Here is an 18,056-nt window from a genome sequence, read left to right on the forward strand (position 1 = left end):
CCCGGGTGGCCGGTTGGTCAGTTGGCGGCGACGAAGACCCGGGAGGCGACCTCGCGGGGCAGTCGCACCCGGTCGCCCGACCGGTCGATCGACACCCCGTCGCGCTCCTGCGCCACGGTCACCGTGGCGCCCGGGTCGACACCGGCGGCGTGCAGTTGACGCAGCACGTCGGCGTCCTTCTGCACGCTCTCGCAGATCCGGCGCACCACGACCGGCCCGGAGAGGCCGGGGAAGGCCAGGTTGCGCTCGCCCTCGACGGCCTCGGTGGCCTCCGCCGCCGGCGAGCCCAGCTCCTGTAGCCCCGGGATCGGGTTGCCGTACGGGGAGCGGGTCGGCCGGTTGAGCAGGTCGTACACCCGCTTCTCGACCGCGTCGCTCATCACGTGCTCCCAGCGGCAGGCCTCCTCGTGGGCCTCCTCGTAGGGCATCCCGATGACGTTGACAAGCAGCAGCTCGGCGAGGCGGTGCTTGCGCATCACCGACACGGCACTGCCTCGGCCCTGCACGGTGAGTGTCAGGTGTCGGTCGCCCTCGACGGTGAGGAGGCCGTCGCGCTCCATCCGGGCGACGGTCTGGCTCACGGTGGGGCCGCTCTGTTGCAGCCGTTCGGCGATCCGGGCGCGCAGCGGCGGCACACCTTCCTCTTCCAGTTCGAGGATGGTGCGCAGGTACATTTCGGTCGTGTCCACCAAATCATGGCTTTTCACTTTCGCCCCCTTTTTCCGAAGGCAGCGAAGGTAGCTTCGCGATCAGTGGTGTCGACCAGGTCGTGAGACTTCATAACGTCAGCGGCCCTCCGGTGCACGATGGTACCTCGGGCGGTGGCCGGCGGCCGACGCCGAACCGCGTGCCGTCGACGCGAATGGTGTTGGATGGTCGCCATGTCCGGTACCCAGGAGCCGCTGGTCGAGGCCGATCGGCTCGCCGCCGAGCTTGACCAGGCCGATCCGCCCACCCTGCTCGACGTTCGCTGGCGGCTCGTCGGCCCACCCGGCCGTGACGACTACCGCGCCGGCCACCTGCCCGGCGCGGTCTTCGTCGACCTGGACACCGCGCTCTGCGGGCCGCCCGGCGCCGGCGGCCGGCACCCGCTGCCCGACCCGGCCGCGTTGCAGGCCGCGCTGCGGGCCGCCGGCGTCCGCGCCAATCACCCAGTGGTGGTGTACGACGGCGGCGACGGCCTGGCCGCCGCACGGGCCTGGTGGACGCTGCGCTGGGCGGGGCACCGACCGGTGCGCCTGCTGCACGGTGGCTACCCGGCCTGGGTCGCCGCCGGCCGGCCCGTCTGCACCGACGCGCCCGCCCCGACGCCCGGCGATGTCGTGGTCCGCCCCGGCGATCTTCCGGTGCTCGACGCGGGACAGGCCGCCGAACTGGCCGCCGCGGACGACGCGGTGCTGCTCGACGTGCGGGCGGCGCCTCGCTACCGGGGCGAGGTCGAGCCGATCGACCCGGTCGCCGGGCACGTGCCGGGAGCGGCGAACCTGCCCGCCGGAGAGTATGTCGGCCCGGACGGACGCTTCCTGGCCGCCGACGCGCTGAGTGAACGGTTCGCCGCCGCCGGGGTGACCGGCGCGCGGGCCGTCGGGGCGTACTGCGGCTCCGGGGTGACCGCCGCGCAGGCGGTGCTCGCGCTGCACCTGGCCGGTCGCACGGACGCGGCTCTCTACGTTGGATCGTGGAGCAACTGGGTGGCCGACCCGACGCGCCCGGTCGCCCCCGGGCCGACATCTGGGCACTGACCAGCGCGTGCGGTGGGTCGGCGACGATCCTCGTGCGACGATGGGCTCATGTCCGACGACACGGTGGTGGTGTGGGACGAGTCGCTGCTCGCCTACGACATGGGTGACCATCCGCTCGACCCGGTTCGGGTGGAGCTGACCGTCGCACTGGCCCGCGAGCTGGGCATCCTGGATCGGCCCGGGGTGCGCATGGTCAAGCCGGAGCCCGCCGCCGACGCCCTGCTCACCCGGGTGCACGACCCGGCCTACCTGGCCGCGGTGCGGGCCGCGCCCCGCGATCCGCTCTTCGCCGGGTACGGGCTGGGCACGTCCGACAACCCGATCTTCGAGGGGATGCACGAGTCCAGCGCGTTGATCGCCGGTGCGACGGTGGCCGCAGCCGAGGCGGTCTGGCGCGGCGACGCCCGGCGAGCGGTGAACGTCGCAGGCGGCCTGCACCACGCGATGCCCGCCCGCGCGTCCGGCTTCTGTGTCTACAACGACCCCGCGGTGGCCATCGCCCGCCTGCTCGACCTGGGCGCGGAGCGGATCGCGTACGTGGACGTCGACGTGCACCACGGCGACGGTGTGCAGCAGATCTTCTGGAACGACCCCCGGGTGCTCACTGTCAGCGTGCACGAGACCCCGCTGGCGCTCTTCCCGGGCACGGGTTTCCCGGACGAGACGGGTGGGCCGGGCGCGCAGGGCACCGCTGTCAACATGCCGTTGCCGCCGGGTGTCGACGACACCGGCTGGCAGCGGGCGTTCCACGCGATCGTGCCGTCGGTGCTGCGTGCGTTCCGACCGCAGGTGCTTGTCACCCAGTGCGGCGCCGACGGGCACCGACTGGATCCGCTCGCCGACCTCAACCTCACAGTGGACGGGCAGCGGGCCACCTACCTGGCGATGCGGGCACTCGCCGACGAGCTGTGCGACGGCCGTTGGGTGGCCACCGGCGGCGGCGGGTACGCGCTGGTCGAGGTGGTGCCCCGGGCCTGGAGTCACCTGCTGGCCGTGGCCACCGGTGACCCCATCGACCCGGCCACGCTCACCCCGCCGGCCTGGCGGGAGCTGGTCGCCTCCCGCCGTCTGGGCCGGGAGGTGCCGCTGCGGATGACCGACGACGCGGACCCGTCGTACGAGCCGTGGCAGCCGACCGGCGAGCCGAACGCGGTGGACCGGGCGATCGTGGCCACCCGCAAGGCGGTCTTTCCGCTGCTCGGGCTCGATCCGCACGATCCGCGGGACTGAGCCGGGCGGGGGAGGACTGCGCCGGTGACGACAGTGGGCCAGCCGGTGGACGTGCTGCTCAGCGACGGCAGCACCGTCCAGTTGCGTCCGATCGAGCCGGCTGACGCGCCGGGCATCGTGGCGATGCACAGCCGGTTCTCCGAGCGCACCCGTTACCTCCGGTATTTTTCGCCGTACCCGCGTATCCCGGAACGGGACCTGATCCGGTTCGTCAGCGTCGACCACCACGACCGGGAGGCGTTCGTGGTGCTGGCCGCCGACCGGATCGTCGCGGTCGGCCGGTACGAGCGGCTCGGCCCGCAGGCGCCGGACGCGGAGGTGGCCTTCGTGGTGGAGGACGCCTACCAGGGCCGGGGCATCGGTTCGGTGCTGATGGAGCACCTGGCCGACACCGCCCGCCGCAACGACATCATGAGCTTCGTCGCCGAGGTGCTGCCGACCAACGGGACGATGTTGCGGGTGTTCGCCGACTTCGGTTACCAGGTCCAGCGCGAGTACGCCGACGGTGTGGTGCACCTGAGCTTCCCGATCGCGCCCACCGAGGCCACGCTGGAGGTGCAGCGTGGCCGGGAGCACCGCACCGAGGCCCGTTCGATCGCCCGGCTGCTCGCCCCACGTGGCATCGCCGTCTACGGTGCCAGCGCCACCGGCCAGGGCGTCGGCGCGGCGGTGCTCGGGCATCTGCGGGACGGCGGTTTCACCGGCGCGGTGGTGCCTGTGCATCCGAGCGCGTCGACAGTGGCGGGCCTGCCCGCGTACCCGTCGGCGGTCGACGCCGGCACGCCGGTGGACCTGGCGGTGGTGGCGGTCCCGCCGGAGGCGGCGACCGCGGTGGTCGCCGACGCCGCCGCCGCGGGGGTGCACGGTCTGGTGGTCATCTCGGCGGGCTTCGCCGAGGCCGGGGCCGAGGGCGCTGCCACGCAGCGGGCGCTGGTCCGCGCGGCGCACGCCGCGGGCATGCGGGTGGTCGGCCCGAACTGTCTCGGCGTGGCCAACACCGACCCGACGGTACGCCTCAACGCCACCCTCGCCCCGGCACTGCCGCCGGCGGGCCGGGTGGGCATCTTCAGCCAGTCCGGAGCGTTCGGGGTGGCGCTGCTCGCCGAGGCGGACCGGCGTGGCCTCGGGCTGTCCAGCTTCGTCTCGGCCGGCAACCGGGCCGACGTCTCCGGCAACGACCTTCTGCAGTTCTGGCAGGACGATCCCGGCACCGACGTGATCATGTTGTACCTGGAGACCTTCGGGAACCCGCGCAAGTTCGCCCGACTGGCCCGGCGGATCGGCCGGGCCAAACCGGTCGTCGCGCTCGCCTCGCCGGCCCGCCCGGTGGGGGTCGGTGACACCGCCGGGCCGGACGAGGTGGCGGTGGCCGCGCTCTTCGCCCAGTCCGGGGTGATCCGGGTGGACACCGTGCCGGAGCTGCTCGACGTGGGTGTACTGCTGGCCAACCAGCCGTTGCCGGTCGGCGGCCGGGTCGGTGTGGTGGGCAACTCCTCGGCCCTGACCGGCCTGGCCGCCACCGCGTGCGTCGGGCAGGGCCTGACGGTTGCCGACGGTTATCCCCGCGACGTCGGGCCGAGCGCCGGTGCCGCCGAGTTCGCCGCCGCTCTCGCCGACACGGCCCGCGACGACCAGGTGGACGCCCTGGTGGTGGTCTTCGCCCCGCCGCTGCCCGGCCAGCGGACCGATGTGGACGCCGACGTGACCGCCGCCCTGCCGGCGGCCCTCGCGCTGGGCAAGCCGACAGTGGCGACGTTTCTGGTCGGGCGGCTGCCGCCGGGCGTGCCTGCGTACGGGGGAGTGGAGGAGGCGGTGCGGGCTCTCGCCCGGGTGCACCGGTACGCCGAGTGGCTACGCCGCCCGCCCGGGGTGGTGCCCGAGTTGCCCGGCATCGATCGGGTCGCCGCGCAGGCCGCGTTCCGTGCCGACACCACCGACTCCGGTGCGCTGCTGGCCGCGTACGGGATCGACGTGGTGGCGTCGGTGCCCGTCGACTCGGTCGGCGCGGCGGTCGGCGCGGCGGCACTGCTGGGCTACCCGGTGGCGCTCAAGGCGGCTGCCCCCGGGCTGCGGCACCGGCTCGACCTCGGCGCGGTCCGGCTCGCCGTGCCCGACGAGCCGGCGCTCCGCCGGGCGTACGCCGAGCTGGCCACGGCCTTCGGCGCGGACGCGCTGGTCCAGCCGATGGTCCCGCCCGGGGTGGCCTGCGTGGTGGAGCTGGTGGAGGATCCGGCGTTCGGGCCGGTGGTCGGCTTCGGTCTCGGTGGGGTCGCCACCGAACTGCTGGGCGACCGGGCCTGGCGGGCGGTGCCGCTGACCGACACCGACGCGGCCGAGCTGGTCGACGAGCCCCGGGCGGCGCCGCTGCTGCGCGGGCACCGGGGTGCCGCCCCGGTCGACCGGACGGCCCTGGCCGACCTGTTGCTGCGGGTGGGCCAGCTCGCCGACGAACAGCCTCGCGTACGGTCGCTGACCCTCAACCCGGTGCTCGCCCGTCCGGACGGCATCGCGGTCCTGCACGCCCAGGTCCAGGTGGGCGGCGTGGCTGCCCGCCCGGACACCGGCCCCCGCCGCCTCTGAGGGTGCCCGGTCAGGGCCGGCTGGAAATCTGTTGGACGCCCCACGAGTTGCCGTCCGGGTCGGTGAAGAAGACGAAGCCGACGTTGTCCAGCGGGTCCGGCACCGGCCGGGGGTTCTGACCCACCACCTGAATCTCGCTGACGTCCACACCCCGCTCGATCAGCTCCTCGCGAGCCCGCTCCAGGTCGGGCACCACCAGTTGCAGGCCCTTGAGTGAGCCCGGTGGCATGTCCGGGACCACGCCCTTGCCGATCACTATCGAACAGCCGGAGCCGGGCGGGGTCAGCTGGATGATCCGCGCCTCGTCGTTGATCACCGTGTCGTGATCGACATTGAAGCCGAGCTGGCCGGCGTAGAACGCCTTCGCCCGGTCCAGGTCGGAGACCGGCACGATCACCACTTCCAACGTCCAGTTCATTGTCGCTCTCCTCGTTGTCGTCACCGATCACAGCACGCAGCACCACTACAGCACGGAAGGCCCCGGCGAACCGCCAGGGCCTTCCGTGGGAACCGGGTGCGTCAGCAGGCGTACGCCTCCAGGCGCTGCGCCCGCTCCGGGGCGCGCAACTTCAGCAGCGTCACCTTCTCGATCTGCCGGATCCGCTCCCGGGACAGGCCGAACTCCCGGCCGACCTCGTCGAGCGTGCGCTGCCGGCCATCGTCCAGACCGAACCGCAACCGGATGACCGCCTGCTCCCGCTGGGACAGGGTGGCCAGCACGATGCTGACCTCGTTGCGCAGCTCGCCCTGGGCGGCGGCGTCGGCCGGCTCGGTGCGCGGATCCACCGAGGCCACGAAGTCGCCGAGCGCGCTCTCCCCGTCGTCGCCGACGGCCTGGTCCAGGCTGACCGGCTCCCGGTCGTAGGAGATCAGCTCGATGACCTGGATCTCGGGGATTTCCAGGGCGCGGGCGACCTCGGCGACTGTCGGTTCGCGGCCCAGCGTCACCGCCAGCTCGCGGCGGGCCCGGACCATCCGGTTGACCTGCTCGACCATGTGCACCGGGATGCGGATGGTGCGGGCCTGGTCGGCCATCGCGCGGGTGATCGCCTGCCGGATCCACCAGGTGGCGTACGTGGAGAACTTGTAGCCCTTGGCGTAGTCGAACTTCTCCACCGCCCGGATCAGGCCGAGGTTGCCCTCCTGGATCAGGTCGAGAAACGCCATGCCGCGTCCGGTGTAGCGCTTGGCGATGCTGACCACCAGCCGCAGGTTCGCCTCCAGCAGATGGTCCTTGGCCGCCCGGCCCTCCGCGACGACGACTTCCAGGTCGGCCCGCAACTCCTCGGAGACCGGGGTGCAGGTGGCCAGCTTCTCGTCCGCGAACAGGCCGGCCTCGATCCGCCGGGCCAGATCGACCTCCTGCGCGGCGGTCAACAGCTTCGTCCGGCCGATCCCGTTGAGGTACGCCCGGACCAGGTCGGTGGAGATGCCACGCTCGTCGGTGGCGTCCAGGTCGGCGAGGACCTCGGAGGTCCCGTCGGTGTCGGTCGTGGTGGCCGGGCGCATCCGGTGTTCCGTCATCTGCAGGACCATCTCTGTCTCTCCCCGTTTCCACGTCTGTGCCGTGTCTCCGGCCCAGTGGTGCCGGTGTGAGACACAGCTTGGCGGGCAGGGCGTAAAACGGGAGTGAGGCGATCGGGCACCCGACAGGAATTGGTCGGATCGTTTGTGCGGAGTGTCGTCCCGGTCTGTGCTTGCCCGCCACAGCTACGTTGCGGACGGTCGGCCACCTCGGCCGGCACTGACACAGTTGGAGGACGGCGTGGTCTTCAAGCGGCTCATGAAGGCGATGGGGGTCGGTGGCCCGTCGGTGGAGACGGTGCTTGCCAACCCGAACTGCCGCCCGGGCGGGCAGTTGGAGGGCCGCATCCAGGTGGTCGGCGGTGACCACCAGGTCGACATCGACCACGTTGCCCTGGGCCTGGTCACCCGGGTCGAGGTCGAGAGCGGCGACAACGACTACGACACCACCCAGGAGTTCCACCGCCAGCAGGTCACCGGCGCGTTCCGGCTGGAGCCGGGGCAGCGCCACGACATCCCGTTCCGCTTCGACGTGCCGTGGGAGACACCGGTCACCGAGCTGTACGGGCAGCACCTGCACGGCATGACGATGGGGCTGCGTACCGAGCTGGAGGTTGCCCGCGCGGTGGACAAGGGCGACCTGGACGCGGTGTCGGTGCACCCGCTGCCCGCCCAGGAACGACTACTGGACGCGTTGCTGCGACTGGGTTTCCGGTTCGCCCGTGCCGATGTGGAGCGTGGGCACATCTACGGCGTACGACAGACGTTGCCGTTCTACCAGGAGATCGAGTTCAGCCCCGCGCCGCAGTACGCCCGCTCGATCAACCAGTTGGAGGTCACCTTCATCGCCGACGCGCAGCAGATGCAGGTGGTGCTGGAGGTCGACAAGCGCGGCGGTGTCTTCAGCGAGGGGCGGGACGCCTTCGGCCGGTTCACCGTCGACCACGCCACCGCCGACCGCACCGACTGGACCGCCGAACTCGACAACTGGCTCCGCCAGTCCCTGTCCCGCCGAGGCCTCTTCTCCTAACCCCACCCCACCCCCTCCCACCCTCCCCGGTGATCAAGAGGTTGGCGTCATGGAGAGGCCGAATTTTGACGCCAACCTCTTGATCACCACTGGGATGGGTGGGGGTTAGAGGTCCAGGAGGAGGGTTCGGGGGCCGATGTTTGTGCTTTCCACAAGCATGTGGGCGCGGAAGCGGCCGGTTTCCACCGGGGCGTTGCGCTGGCGCAGCGCGTCGACGACGGCGGTCACCAGTGGTTCGGCCACCTCGGCGGGGGCGGCTGCCGTCCAGCTTGGACGACGGCCCTTGCGCGCGTCGCCATAAAGGGTGAACTGGCTGACCACCAGGATCGGCGCGCCGGTGTCGGCGGCGGACCGCTCGTCGTCCAGGATGCGCAACTCATGCACCTTGCGGGCCATCGTCAGGGCGGTCTCCGCGGTGTCGCTGTGGGTCACTCCGAGCAGCACCAGCAGTCCGTTCTCGATCGCGCCGACCACCTCGCCGTCCACTGTCACGCTGGCCCGCCCGACGGTCTGCACCACCGCCCGCATCAGGCGGTCACCGGCTCGACGAAGCCGCGCTCCACCAGGTGCGCCACGATCGGGCCGGCGGCCTCGGCCATCTCGTCGGGCTCGACGTCGTGCGCGGCGGCGAGCAGGGCGAGCTGGTCACGCAGCGGCAGCCGGCCGTCGGCGCCACCGACCAGCGCCAGCACCAGCGGGTCGATCTCCTCGGTCCAGCGCAGGCCGTGCGGCATCGCCAGGACCTGCCGGTCCACCGCCCAGCCCTCGTCACCCATTGTTGCCTCCTGCCGCAGCTGGAGGCCCTCGGCGGCCCGGTAGCGCTCGGCGAGCAACGCCTCGGTGTCGCGTACCCGGAGAAAGTCCTGGCGGTCGAACCAGGCGGCGATGTGGTCGCCCAGCGGTGGCTGCACCCGCTGGCGCAGGTCCTCCACCCGGACCACCGGGTCGGCGTGCCCGCTTCGGCGCAGTGACACGATGCCGAAGCCGATCCCCTCCACCTTGTGCGCGTCGAACCAGTCCAGCCAGACGGCCATCCGCTGCGGGTCGGGGGTCTCGCCGACGTCGGTGAGCCACAGGTCGACGTACGCCATCGGGTCGGCCACCTCGCGCTGGATCACCCAGGCGTCCAGGCCGGACCCGGCGAACCAGCCGGCCACCCGCTCGTCCCACTCCTCGCCGGCGACGTGCACCCAGTTCGCCAGGTACTGCATGGTGCCGCCCTCGGTGAGCAGGCCCGGGGCGGCGGCGGCCAGCTCGGCGCCGATCGCGTCACCGACCCGACCCGAGTCGCGGTAGACGTGCGTGGTGGTGCCCGGGCCGACAACGAACGGCGGGTTGCTCACCACCAGGTCGAACCGTCGACCGGCCACGGGGGCGACCAGGTCGCCGCGGAGCAGCTCCCAGTCCTGACCGTTGAGGGCGGCGGTGGTCGCGGCGAACCGCAGCGCCCGCTCGGAGAGGTCGGTGGCGGTCACCGAGCTGGCGTGGGTGGCCAGGTGCAGGGCCTGGACGCCGGAGCCGGTGCCCAGGTCCAGTGCGGTCTCGACCGGACGGCGCATGGTCGCGCCGATCAGGGTCTGGGTGGCCCCGCCGATGCCGAGGACGTGCTCGGCGTGCAGCGGGCGACCCGGGCGGGCACTCGCCGACACGTCGGCGAGCACCCACCAGTCCTCGCCGTACGGCTCCAGGTCGACGCCGGCACGCAGGCCGTCGCCGTAGCGCTCGACCAGCCCGCCGGCCAGCGCCTCCGCCAGGCTCAGCGGTGCCAGCGCGGCGGCCACCGCGGCCTCCGACTCGGTCTGGTCGCAGATGAACACCCGGATCAGGGTGCCGAGCGGGTCGCCGTCCCCGGTGGCGCGCAGCGCCGCCCGGTAGTCGTTGCGGGCGACCGCGGTGGTCGCCTGGGCGCCCAGCCGCTGGGCGATGCCCTGGCTGGTGAAACCGGTCCGGGTCAGCGCGGTGCGCAGCGCGTCGACGCCGGCGGGGGAGAGCAGCATGTCGTGTTCGTCCACCCCGACATCCTGCCCCCCGTTGCGTCCCGGGTCAGCGTCACCCGCCGGTTGGTGTCGGAGCGTCGGTGTCCGCCCGGATCAGCGCGCCAGGCAGGATGGTCCGCATGACGCTTGTGCTGCCCATCGACCCGGAGGCCAACCGGCTGCTGGAGCGCAGCCCGCTGGCGCTGCTCCTCGGCATGGTCCTTGATCAACAAATTCCGATGGAGAAGGCGTTCTCCTCGCCGTACGTGCTGGCGCAGCGGCTCGGCCATGAGCTGGACGCGGCGGAGCTGGCCGGGTACGACCCGGAGGCACTGGTCGCGCTCTTCGCCCAGCCGCCCGCGCTGCACCGGTTCCCAAAGGCGATGGCGGCCCGGGTGCAGGAGGTCTGCCAGGTGTTGGTGGAGCGCTACGACGGTGACGCGGCGCTGCTCTGGTCGGGGGTCGCCGACGGGCCGGAGCTGCTGCGCCGGGTCTCCGCGCTGCCCGGCTTCGGCAGGCAGAAGGCGCAGATCTTCGTGGCCCTGCTCGGCAAGCGCTTCGGGGTCACCCCGCAGGACTGGCGGAAGGCGGCCGGAGACTACGGCGACCCGGGCGCGTACCGGTCGGTGGCCGACGTCACCGACGCCGACTCGCTGCGTCGGGTGCGGGAGTTCAAGCAGCAGGTGAAGGCGGCCGCCAAGGCGAAGGCCACCGGCAGCTGACCCGTTCGGTCAGGCGGCGGTGGGGTGCGCCAGCGAGGCCAGCGCGCGCCGGACGTCGGCCAGCGAGACGGTCGCCGAATCGTCCAGGTCGGCCAGACCGGCCTCGATCCACTGGCGCATCAGCGTGGTAACCCCGATGCCCCGGGCGTCGGCGGCGGCCCGCACCCGCTCATAGGTCTCCAGCGGCAGCCGGACCGATCGGCTCACCATCGGCACGTCGGTGTCGGGGGTGGGGAGATCCACCGCCGGGCTCTCGTCGATCAGCTCGGCGAGCCGGTCGCCGCCGTTGTGGAACTGCTTGGTCGCGTCGTCACGGTGCATCGTCACGGCCTCCTCATCTCCCGAGATCTCCGCACGGCCTCGTCGTAGCGCTTGGACTCGACGTCGCTCAACTCGCGCGCGGAGAGGATGTCCCAGTCGTTGTCGGTGCCATCGGCCTCGGCGAGCAGCACCGCCAGCCGGCGGCCCCGACGGGCGGCGGCGTAGACCACCATGACGTCGTCGCCCAGGTGGCGGATGACCCGTCGGGCGCTGTGCAGCGCCTCCCAGACTTCCCCGGGCGTGACGTCGTAGACCCTCAGGTTGGCCAACGCCTCGTCGGTGAAGCTGAACCTGCTGCCCACGTCGCGGAGCGTACCACGGGCGTAACACGTAATGGGATGAGTCGAATTTCGCTGATCACGGCCCTGCGGTGACAGGATGAGGCGTAATCCCCTCGAGGAGGTCCATGGTGAAGCGTCAGGCCTACCAGCCGCTTCTGATCACCGACGCCTCGCGCAGCCAGGACGATCAGCTCACCAGTCGCCAGCGCCGTTATGTCCTGATGATGGGCATCCGGGTGTTGTGCATCATCGTCGGCGCGATCCTGGTCGGTGCGAACGCCCCACTGCTCTGGCTGTGGCTGCCGCTGTGCGCCCTCGGCATGGTGCTCATCCCCTGGCTGGCCGTGCTGCTGGCCAACGACCGGCCGCCCAAGGAGGAGCACCGGCTGGCCAACCGGTTCCACCCTCGGCACCAGGACGACACCCCGCCGATGAGCCTCACCGCCGAGGAGCGCCCGCACAAGGTCATCGACGCCGAACCCTGACCCGCGGGCAGGCCGGGGTCCGACCGGTCACGGCTGTGGCCGTGCGCCGACGGTGGAGACGGCCAGCGCCCCCAGGTCGGTGGCGCGGTTCAGCGCCACGGTCGGGGTGGCGCCGGCGAGCCAGGCGGTGAGCAGGCCGGCCGCGAAGGCGTCGCCCGCCCCCGTGACGTCCCGCACCGCCACCCGCCGGGCCGGAGCCACCCAGACCGCCGCGCTGCGGTCGACCCAGACCGCGCCGGCCGCGCCGCGCTTCACCACCACCCGCCAGGCCGTCGCCGACAGCGCCCGCCCCTGCGCCGCCGGGTCCAGTCCGCCGGCCAGCACCGTGGCCTCGTCCGCGTTGACAAGCAGCAGGTCGACATCGCGTACCCAACTCAGGAACGCCGCCGCGCCCACCCGCCGCAGCGGCGCCGCGGAGGCCGCGTCGACGCTTGTGGTGAGCCCACGCTCGCGGGCGGCGGCCAACGCCCGCAGCCCGGCGTCGCGCGACCCGGCGTCCAGCAGGGTGTACGCGGACAGGTGCAGATGCCCGGCGTCGGGCACCGCCGCGAGGGCCCGCTCGACGTGCGCGACGCTCAGCCGCACGTTCGCGCCCCGCTGGCTGACCATGGTGCGCTCGTCGTCGGTGGCCAACACGATCACCGTGCCGGTCGGCACGTCCTCGACCCGCTCGATCGCGCAGTCGACACCCGCCCGCTCCAACTCGGCCACCCGGTCCCGCCCGGCGTCGTCGTCACCGACGGCACAGACGAGCGTGACGTCGACCCGCTGCGCGGCGACCCACGCGGCGGTGTTGGCCGCCTGACCGCCGCCGCCGACACTGATCGCGGCTCCGGTGTCCGAGCCGGCCGCGAGCGGCCCGGACAGCACGGCGACCACATCGGTGATCACGTCCCCGACGACGACCACCCGGGCCGGTCGGGTCATACCGCGGCGGCGGTGTCGCGGGCCGCCACGGCCACCGCGATCCGCGCGGCCAGGTCCGCGTTGCGCAGAATGATCCGGACGTTGACGGTGAGGCTCGCGCCGTCGGTGGCCGAGTGGAAGTGCGCCAGCAGGTACGGGGTGACGGCCTTTCCGGTGATCCCGTTCCGCTCCAGCAGGGCCAGACCGTCGGCGAGCGTCCGGTCGTGCAGCTCCGGGTCGAGCTGCTCGTCGACCGGCAGCGGGTTGGCGACGAGCAGGCCGGCGGTGTGCAGCGCGTGCGCGTCCCGGGCGGCGAGTACGTCGGCGACCTGCTCCGGCGAGTCCACCGACCAGTCCAGGTCGAAGCCGGCGTCGGTGCGATAGAAACCGGGGAACCGGCGGGTGCGGTAACCGAGCACGGCGACCCCGAGGGTCTCCAGGCGCTCCAACGTCGCGCCCACGTCGAGGATCGACTTGACGCCGGCGCAGACCACCACGATCGGGGTCTGGGCCAGGGTGACCAGATCGGCCGACTCGTCGAAGGTGTGCGTGGCCTCCCGGTGCACCCCGCCCAACCCGCCGGTGGCGAACACCCCGATTCCGGCCGCGGCGGCCACGGCGCTGGTCGCGGCAACCGTGGTGGCGCCGTCGACGCCGGTCGCCGCCGCCACCGCGAGATCGCGGACGGAGAGTTTTGTCACTCCGTCGACCGTGGCCAGCCGGGTCAGCTGCGCGTCGTCCAGGCCGACCACCAGCTTGCCGCCGATCATGCCGATCGTCGCGGGAACGGCCCCGGCGTCCCGGACCGCCCGCTCGATTTCCCTGGCCACCCGCAGGTTCTCCGGCCGGGGGAGCCCGTGCGAGACGATGGTGCTCTCCAGTGCGACGACGGGCCGGCCGTCGCGCAGGGCTTCGGTGACCTCGGTGCCGTAGCTGAGGTGAAAGTCAGTCACCCGGGCACCGTACGGGGTCGGGCTGCGGTCGGCCTCAGGTGGACCCGGCCGTGATGACCTGCCAAACTTGACGGTTGGAGGTGCAGACGTGAGCACAGAGGTTCTCGAGCGTCCAGAACTGAAGGACGCCGACACCGGTCCCGAGATGTTCCACTACGTCCGCAAGGAGAAGATCGCCGAGAGTGCCGTCATGGGCACCTTCGTCGTCGCGCTCTGCGGCGAGACGTTCCCGGTCACCAAGGCGGCCAAGCCGGGTTCGCCGGTCTGCCCCAAGTGCAAGGAGATCTACGACTCGTACCGCGAGTGAACCTCGGCTGGCGTCCCGGCCGGCGACGTAGCCTGCGGCGGTGACCACCTCCACCGCCCTGCTCCTCGCCGACCTGACCGGCGTCGCGGTGTTCGCCGCCTCCGGGGCTTCGGCGGCGGTGGCCAAACGGCTGGACCTGTTCGGCGTCGCGTTCGTCGGGTTCGTGGCCGCCCTCGGCGGTGGGATCTTCCGGGACCTGGTCATCGACGAGGTGCCGCCGCTGGCCTTCGCCGACTGGCGGTACGTGGCCACCGCCGCGATCACCGCGCTCGCCGTCTTCTGGCTGCACCCACAACTGGCCCGACTGCGCACCACAGTGCTGGTGCTGGACGCGGCGGGCCTCGCGCTGTTCACCGTCACCGGCACGCTCAAGGCGCTCGACGCCCGGGTGCCGGCCGTCGGCGCCTGCCTCATCGGCATGCTCACCGCGATCGGCGGCGGGCTCGCCCGCGACCTGCTCACCGCCGAGATTCCCGTCGTACTGCGCCGGGAGATCTACGCGCTGGCCGCGCTGGCCGGCTCGGTCACCGTGGCGCTGCTGTACGTCACCGGGCAGACCGGACCCGCGCCGCTCACCGCCGCCGCCGTCCTGGTCTTCGGGCTGCGCCTGATCGCCCTGCGTCGACGCTGGTCCGCCCCGGTGGCGACGCTGCGCCCGCCGCGCACCGGTGGGGCGGATCCGCGTACCGACCGGCAGTGGTGAACGGGTCGGCGGATGTGACAGGCGTGGCGTCGCCTGGGCCGTGGGGCCCGCGCTGGTTATGCTGAGTCGGCCTTCGCGGCAGCTACTGCGCGGAGGCGTTTTCATGGGCGGCGGGACTCGTGGCCCTCGCCCGGGGTCCGCCATCGTGCGGTCGGAGAGGAGCTTCGCGTGGCAGCCCGGACGCCGGTGCTCGAGACGTTCCCGGCACTACGCGCCTGGCAGCGTAAGGCCCTTGTGGAATACCTGCGTCGGCGTACCGACGACTTCACTGCGGTCGCCACGCCAGGCGCCGGCAAGACCACCTTCGCCCTGCGGATCGCGGCCGAGTTGCTCGCCGACGGCACCATCGAGGCGGTCACCGTGGTCGCCCCGACCGAGCACCTGAAGAACCAGTGGTCCGACGCCGCGGCCCGGGTGGGCATCCAACTCGACGCCGCCTTCCGCAACGCCGACCTGCACTCCGCGGCCGACTTCCACGGCGCGGTGGTCACCTACGCCCAGGTCGGCATGGCCCCGCAGGTGCACCGCCGACGCACGATGACCCGGCGCACCCTGGTCATCCTCGACGAGATCCACCACGCGGGCGACTCCCGGTCCTGGGGCGACGGCGTGAAGAACGCCTTCGAACCCGCCGTACGCCGGCTGATGCTCACCGGGACACCGTTCCGCTCCGACGACAACCCGATCCCCTTCGTCAGCTACGAGCGGGGCGGGGACGGGCTGCTGCGCTCCCGCGCCGACTCCGTGTACGGCTACTCCGACGCGCTGCGCGACGGCGTGGTCCGGCCGGTGCTCTTCCTGGCGTACTCGGGAGAGACCCGGTGGCGGACCAACGCGGGGGAGGAGTTGGCCGCCCGCCTCGGCGAGCCCATGACGCAGGATCTGGTGGCGCAGGCCTGGCGTACCGCCCTGGACCCGGCCGGGGACTGGATGCCGCAGGTGCTGCGGGCCGCCGACGCCCGACTCACCGTGCTCCGCAAGGCGGGGATGGCCGACGCCGGTGGTCTGATCATCGCCACCGACCAGCAGACCGCCCGCTCGTACGCCAAGTTGATCGAGCAGGTGACCGGCGAGAAGGCCGCCGTGGTGCTCTCCGACGACCAGGGCGCGTCCGCCCGGATCGCGACGTTCGGGGCGTCTGACCAGCGCTGGCTGGTGGCGGTGCGGATGGTGTCCGAGGGGGTGGACATCCCCCGGCTCGCGGTCGGGGTCTACGCCACCAGCGCCAGCACGCCGCTCTACTTCGCCCAGGCGATCGGGCGATTCGTCCGGGCCCGCCGGCCCGGGGAGACCGCCTCGGTGTTCCTGCCCAGCGTGCCGCACCTGCTCGGCCTGGCCAGCGAGATGGAGACCGAGCGGGACCACGTGCTCGGCAAACCCAAGGAATCCGACGGCTTCGACGACGACCTGCTGGAACGGGCGCAGCGCGACGACCAGGCCAGCGGCGAGCTGGAGAAGCGGTTCGCCGCGCTGTCGGCCACCGCCGAGCTGGACCAGGTGATCTTCGACGGCGCGTCGTTCGGCACCGCGGCCCAGGCCGGCACCCCCGAAGAAGAGGAATACCTCGGCCTGCCCGGCCTACTCACCGCCGACCAGGTTTCCCTGCTGCTGACCAAGCGGCAGGCCTCCCAACTTGCCGCCCAACGCCGCCGTACCGCCGACGCGGCCGCTCAGCCGGCCGCTGCGCCCACCGCGGCACCACCGGCACCCATGAGCGCCGCCCAGCGTCGCGTGGCGCTCAGGCGCCAACTGAACGCTCTGGTGGCTGCCCGACACCACCGCACCGGCCAGCCGCACGGCAAGATCCATGCCGAGCTGCGCCGACTCTGCGGTGGCCCACCGAGTGCCCAGGCCACCATCGAGCAGCTCGAGGAACGCATCGCCACCGTCCAGACCCTCTGACCTCGCGAGCCGCACCGGCACACGCCGTTGGCCCCGGGCCACCGCGACCGCCAAGTCGCCTGCAATGCGCCAAGATCGCGCCTTGACGCGGGACGCGGGACGCGGGCGCTCCGCGCAGTTTCAGGGATGTTGCTGCCTCGCCGGCGTCTGAGGCAGCAACATCACCGAAGTTGCGCGGATCTTGGCGAACCTCAGGCGGCGCGTGCACCCGGGGTCGGCACCGGGCTGGCGGTAGGTGCAGGGCGGGCTTGCGGGGCAGGGAGCGTGGGGCGTTTGGCGTGGGGCGTTTGGACAGGAAAAAGCCGACCGGAGACACCCTCGGGGTGTCTCCGGTCGGCTATGTCGGTTTGCGGATTTAGTTCGCCATCAGATCGGCGCCACGCCAGCTGAAATCGGGCTCCGTTGCGAACCGCTCGGTGATCTTCACGAGATCCTCCGCGTACTTGTTCGCGTGGTGCCCGCAGAACACCAGCTCGCTCCCACCCACCAGGGTGATCCGGAGCTTGCCGGCAGCATTGCAGCGGTCGCACCGTTCATCGGCGGCTGGGGGCGCCACCGTCTCGGGCGGCGGCGTGAGGGTCGAGTTCATCGCCTTCCTCCTCTGGTCGTCACCGATGAACAATCTCTTCGGTCGTTGCTCACCTATCGTGCAACACCCTTACTAGGCAGTGCCTTCCCTGTGTGCCCGCGGGGGACCGAGGTCACACCTGGCAGGGACAGTGTGCCGTGCACCCAGGGTGCCACGTCAACGATCACATTCGTACATCCAGACGATCACCATCTGGCGTTGCACACCAGGTGATCAAAACGACACGTTCGGTTGACGAAACCCGCTCAGTCCAGGTAATCCCGGAGGACCTGCGACCGGGACGGGTGACGCAGCTTGGACATCGTCTTGGACTCGATCTGCCGGATCCGCTCCCGGGTCACCCCGTAGACCTGGCCGATCTCGTCCAGCGTCCGTGGCTGGCCGTCGGTCAGGCCGAAGCGCAGGCGTACCACACCCGCCTCACGCTCGGAGAGCGTCTGCAGCACCTGCTGGAGCTGGTCCTGCAGGAGCGAGAACGAGACCGCGTCGACCGCGACCACAGCCTCGGAATCCTCGATGAAGTCACCGAGCTGGCTGTCGCCCTCGTCACCGATGGTCTGATCCAGAGAGATGGGCTCCCGAGCGTACTGCTGGATCTCCAGCACCTTCTCGGGTGTGATGTCCATCTCCTTGGCCAGCTCCTCCGGAGTGGGCTCGCGACCCAGATCCTGGAGCAGCTCGCGCTGTATGCGGCCGAGCTTGTTGATGACCTCGACCATGTGCACCGGGATGCGGATGGTGCGGGCCTGGTCGGCCATCGCGCGGGTGATCGCCTGCCGGATCCACCAGGTGGCGTACGTGGAGA

20 protein-coding genes are annotated in these 18,056 nt (G+C 72.1%); 9 read left to right on the forward strand and 11 right to left on the reverse strand.

All coding sequences use genetic code 11. The features are described from left to right. Positions 1 to 17: 17 nt before the first annotated feature. The gene (locus ABZU25_RS30825; RefSeq protein WP_355032859.1) at positions 18 to 707 is read right to left on the reverse strand and encodes a metal-dependent transcriptional regulator; all 690 of its coding nucleotides are present in this window, start codon (positions 705 to 707) and stop codon (positions 18 to 20) included. Between the two features lie 174 nt (positions 708 to 881). Here ABZU25_RS30825 and ABZU25_RS30830 point away from each other — a divergent pair, with 174 nt between their 5' ends. Genes ABZU25_RS30830 through ABZU25_RS30840 form a run of 3 tightly spaced genes read left to right on the forward strand, consistent with a single transcriptional unit; the run spans position 882 to position 5,552 of the window. Continuing rightward, positions 882 to 1,742, forward strand: coding sequence for a sulfurtransferase (locus tag ABZU25_RS30830; protein ID WP_355032860.1), 861 nt, complete (start codon positions 882 to 884; stop codon positions 1,740 to 1,742). Positions 1,743 to 1,790: 48 nt separating this feature from the next. Next, positions 1,791 to 2,972, forward strand: a complete 1,182-nt coding sequence (locus tag ABZU25_RS30835) for an acetoin utilization protein AcuC (RefSeq protein ID WP_355032861.1) — start codon at positions 1,791 to 1,793, stop codon at positions 2,970 to 2,972. A 24-nt stretch (positions 2,973 to 2,996) separates the two neighbouring features. Further along, positions 2,997 to 5,552, forward strand: a complete 2,556-nt coding sequence (locus ABZU25_RS30840) for a GNAT family N-acetyltransferase (protein WP_355032862.1) — start codon at positions 2,997 to 2,999, stop codon at positions 5,550 to 5,552. Between the two features lie 10 nt (positions 5,553 to 5,562). Here ABZU25_RS30840 and ABZU25_RS30845 read toward each other — a convergent pair whose 3' ends face one another. Together ABZU25_RS30845 and sigB are read right to left on the reverse strand one after the other, a co-directional pair. Further along, a complete protein-coding gene (locus ABZU25_RS30845; RefSeq protein WP_355032863.1) occupies positions 5,563 to 5,970 on the reverse strand; it encodes a VOC family protein in 408 nt (135 codons plus the stop codon). Between the two features lie 101 nt (positions 5,971 to 6,071). Beyond that, a complete protein-coding gene (gene sigB / locus ABZU25_RS30850) occupies positions 6,072 to 7,076 on the reverse strand; it encodes an RNA polymerase sigma factor SigB (RefSeq protein WP_355032873.1) in 1,005 nt (334 codons plus the stop codon). 241 nt (positions 7,077 to 7,317) lie between these two features. Between sigB and ABZU25_RS30855 the strand changes: the two genes are divergently transcribed. Then, the gene (locus tag ABZU25_RS30855; protein WP_355032864.1) at positions 7,318 to 8,106 is read left to right on the forward strand and encodes a sporulation protein; all 789 of its coding nucleotides are present in this window, start codon (positions 7,318 to 7,320) and stop codon (positions 8,104 to 8,106) included. Between the two features lie 105 nt (positions 8,107 to 8,211). Here ABZU25_RS30855 and dtd read toward each other — a convergent pair whose 3' ends face one another. Together dtd and ABZU25_RS30865 are read right to left on the reverse strand one after the other, a co-directional pair. Continuing rightward, a complete protein-coding gene (gene dtd, locus ABZU25_RS30860) occupies positions 8,212 to 8,634 on the reverse strand; it encodes a D-aminoacyl-tRNA deacylase (RefSeq protein ID WP_355032865.1) in 423 nt (140 codons plus the stop codon). After that, positions 8,634 to 10,118: a methyltransferase gene (locus tag ABZU25_RS30865; RefSeq protein WP_355032866.1), complete on the reverse strand. Its 1,485-nt coding sequence runs from the start codon at positions 10,116 to 10,118 to the stop codon at positions 8,634 to 8,636. Before ABZU25_RS30865 ends, dtd begins: the two co-directional genes overlap by 1 nt. Positions 10,119 to 10,213: 95 nt before the next feature. Here ABZU25_RS30865 and ABZU25_RS30870 point away from each other — a divergent pair, with 95 nt between their 5' ends. Further along, positions 10,214 to 10,804 carry an HhH-GPD-type base excision DNA repair protein gene (locus tag ABZU25_RS30870; protein WP_355032874.1) on the forward strand — a complete coding sequence of 197 codons (591 nt, stop codon included), beginning with the start codon at positions 10,214 to 10,216 and terminating at the stop codon, positions 10,802 to 10,804. A gap of 9 nt (positions 10,805 to 10,813) precedes the next feature. Here the strand turns inward: ABZU25_RS30870 and ABZU25_RS30875 are convergent, their stop codons facing one another. Both ABZU25_RS30875 and ABZU25_RS30880 read right to left on the reverse strand, forming a co-directional pair. Continuing rightward, positions 10,814 to 11,125 (reverse strand): hypothetical protein, encoded by a 312-nt coding sequence (locus ABZU25_RS30875; RefSeq protein WP_355032875.1) that lies wholly within the window; start codon positions 11,123 to 11,125, stop codon positions 10,814 to 10,816. 2 nt (positions 11,126 to 11,127) lie between these two features. After that, positions 11,128 to 11,427 carry a hypothetical protein gene (locus ABZU25_RS30880; protein ID WP_355032867.1) on the reverse strand — a complete coding sequence of 100 codons (300 nt, stop codon included), beginning with the start codon at positions 11,425 to 11,427 and terminating at the stop codon, positions 11,128 to 11,130. A gap of 104 nt (positions 11,428 to 11,531) precedes the next feature. Here ABZU25_RS30880 and ABZU25_RS30885 point away from each other — a divergent pair, with 104 nt between their 5' ends. Then, positions 11,532 to 11,891, forward strand: a complete 360-nt coding sequence (locus tag ABZU25_RS30885; protein ID WP_355032868.1) for a DUF3099 domain-containing protein — start codon at positions 11,532 to 11,534, stop codon at positions 11,889 to 11,891. Between the two features lie 27 nt (positions 11,892 to 11,918). Here ABZU25_RS30885 and ABZU25_RS30890 read toward each other — a convergent pair whose 3' ends face one another. Beyond that, positions 11,919 to 12,818, reverse strand: coding sequence for a PfkB family carbohydrate kinase (locus tag ABZU25_RS30890; protein ID WP_355032869.1), 900 nt, complete (start codon positions 12,816 to 12,818; stop codon positions 11,919 to 11,921). After that, positions 12,815 to 13,750 carry a pseudouridine-5'-phosphate glycosidase gene (locus ABZU25_RS30895; RefSeq protein WP_355032870.1) on the reverse strand — a complete coding sequence of 312 codons (936 nt, stop codon included), beginning with the start codon at positions 13,748 to 13,750 and terminating at the stop codon, positions 12,815 to 12,817. Before ABZU25_RS30895 ends, ABZU25_RS30890 begins: the two co-directional genes overlap by 4 nt. 88 nt (positions 13,751 to 13,838) lie before the next feature. On the opposite strand from ABZU25_RS30895, the gene ABZU25_RS30900 reads away from it, so the two are divergent. From ABZU25_RS30900 to ABZU25_RS30910, 3 genes are all read left to right on the forward strand, one after another. Further along, positions 13,839 to 14,057, forward strand: coding sequence for a DUF3039 domain-containing protein (locus ABZU25_RS30900; protein ID WP_007456912.1), 219 nt, complete (start codon positions 13,839 to 13,841; stop codon positions 14,055 to 14,057). A gap of 40 nt (positions 14,058 to 14,097) precedes the next feature. Next, the gene (locus ABZU25_RS30905; RefSeq protein ID WP_355032871.1) at positions 14,098 to 14,760 is read left to right on the forward strand and encodes a trimeric intracellular cation channel family protein; all 663 of its coding nucleotides are present in this window, start codon (positions 14,098 to 14,100) and stop codon (positions 14,758 to 14,760) included. A 168-nt stretch (positions 14,761 to 14,928) separates the two neighbouring features. After that, positions 14,929 to 16,662, forward strand: a complete 1,734-nt coding sequence (locus ABZU25_RS30910) for a DEAD/DEAH box helicase (RefSeq protein WP_355032872.1) — start codon at positions 14,929 to 14,931, stop codon at positions 16,660 to 16,662. 355 nt (positions 16,663 to 17,017) lie between these two features. Here the strand turns inward: ABZU25_RS30910 and ABZU25_RS30915 are convergent, their stop codons facing one another. After that, the gene (locus ABZU25_RS30915; protein ID WP_007456919.1) at positions 17,018 to 17,251 is read right to left on the reverse strand and encodes a hypothetical protein; all 234 of its coding nucleotides are present in this window, start codon (positions 17,249 to 17,251) and stop codon (positions 17,018 to 17,020) included. 245 nt (positions 17,252 to 17,496) lie between these two features. Next, positions 17,497 to 18,056 (reverse strand): sigma-70 family RNA polymerase sigma factor (locus ABZU25_RS30920; protein ID WP_025620284.1); only part of this gene is annotated, 560 nt, incomplete at its 5' end.

It is taken from the genome of Micromonospora sp. NPDC005215 (assembly GCF_040607915.1).
GTDB lineage: Bacteria > Actinomycetota > Actinomycetes > Mycobacteriales > Micromonosporaceae > Micromonospora.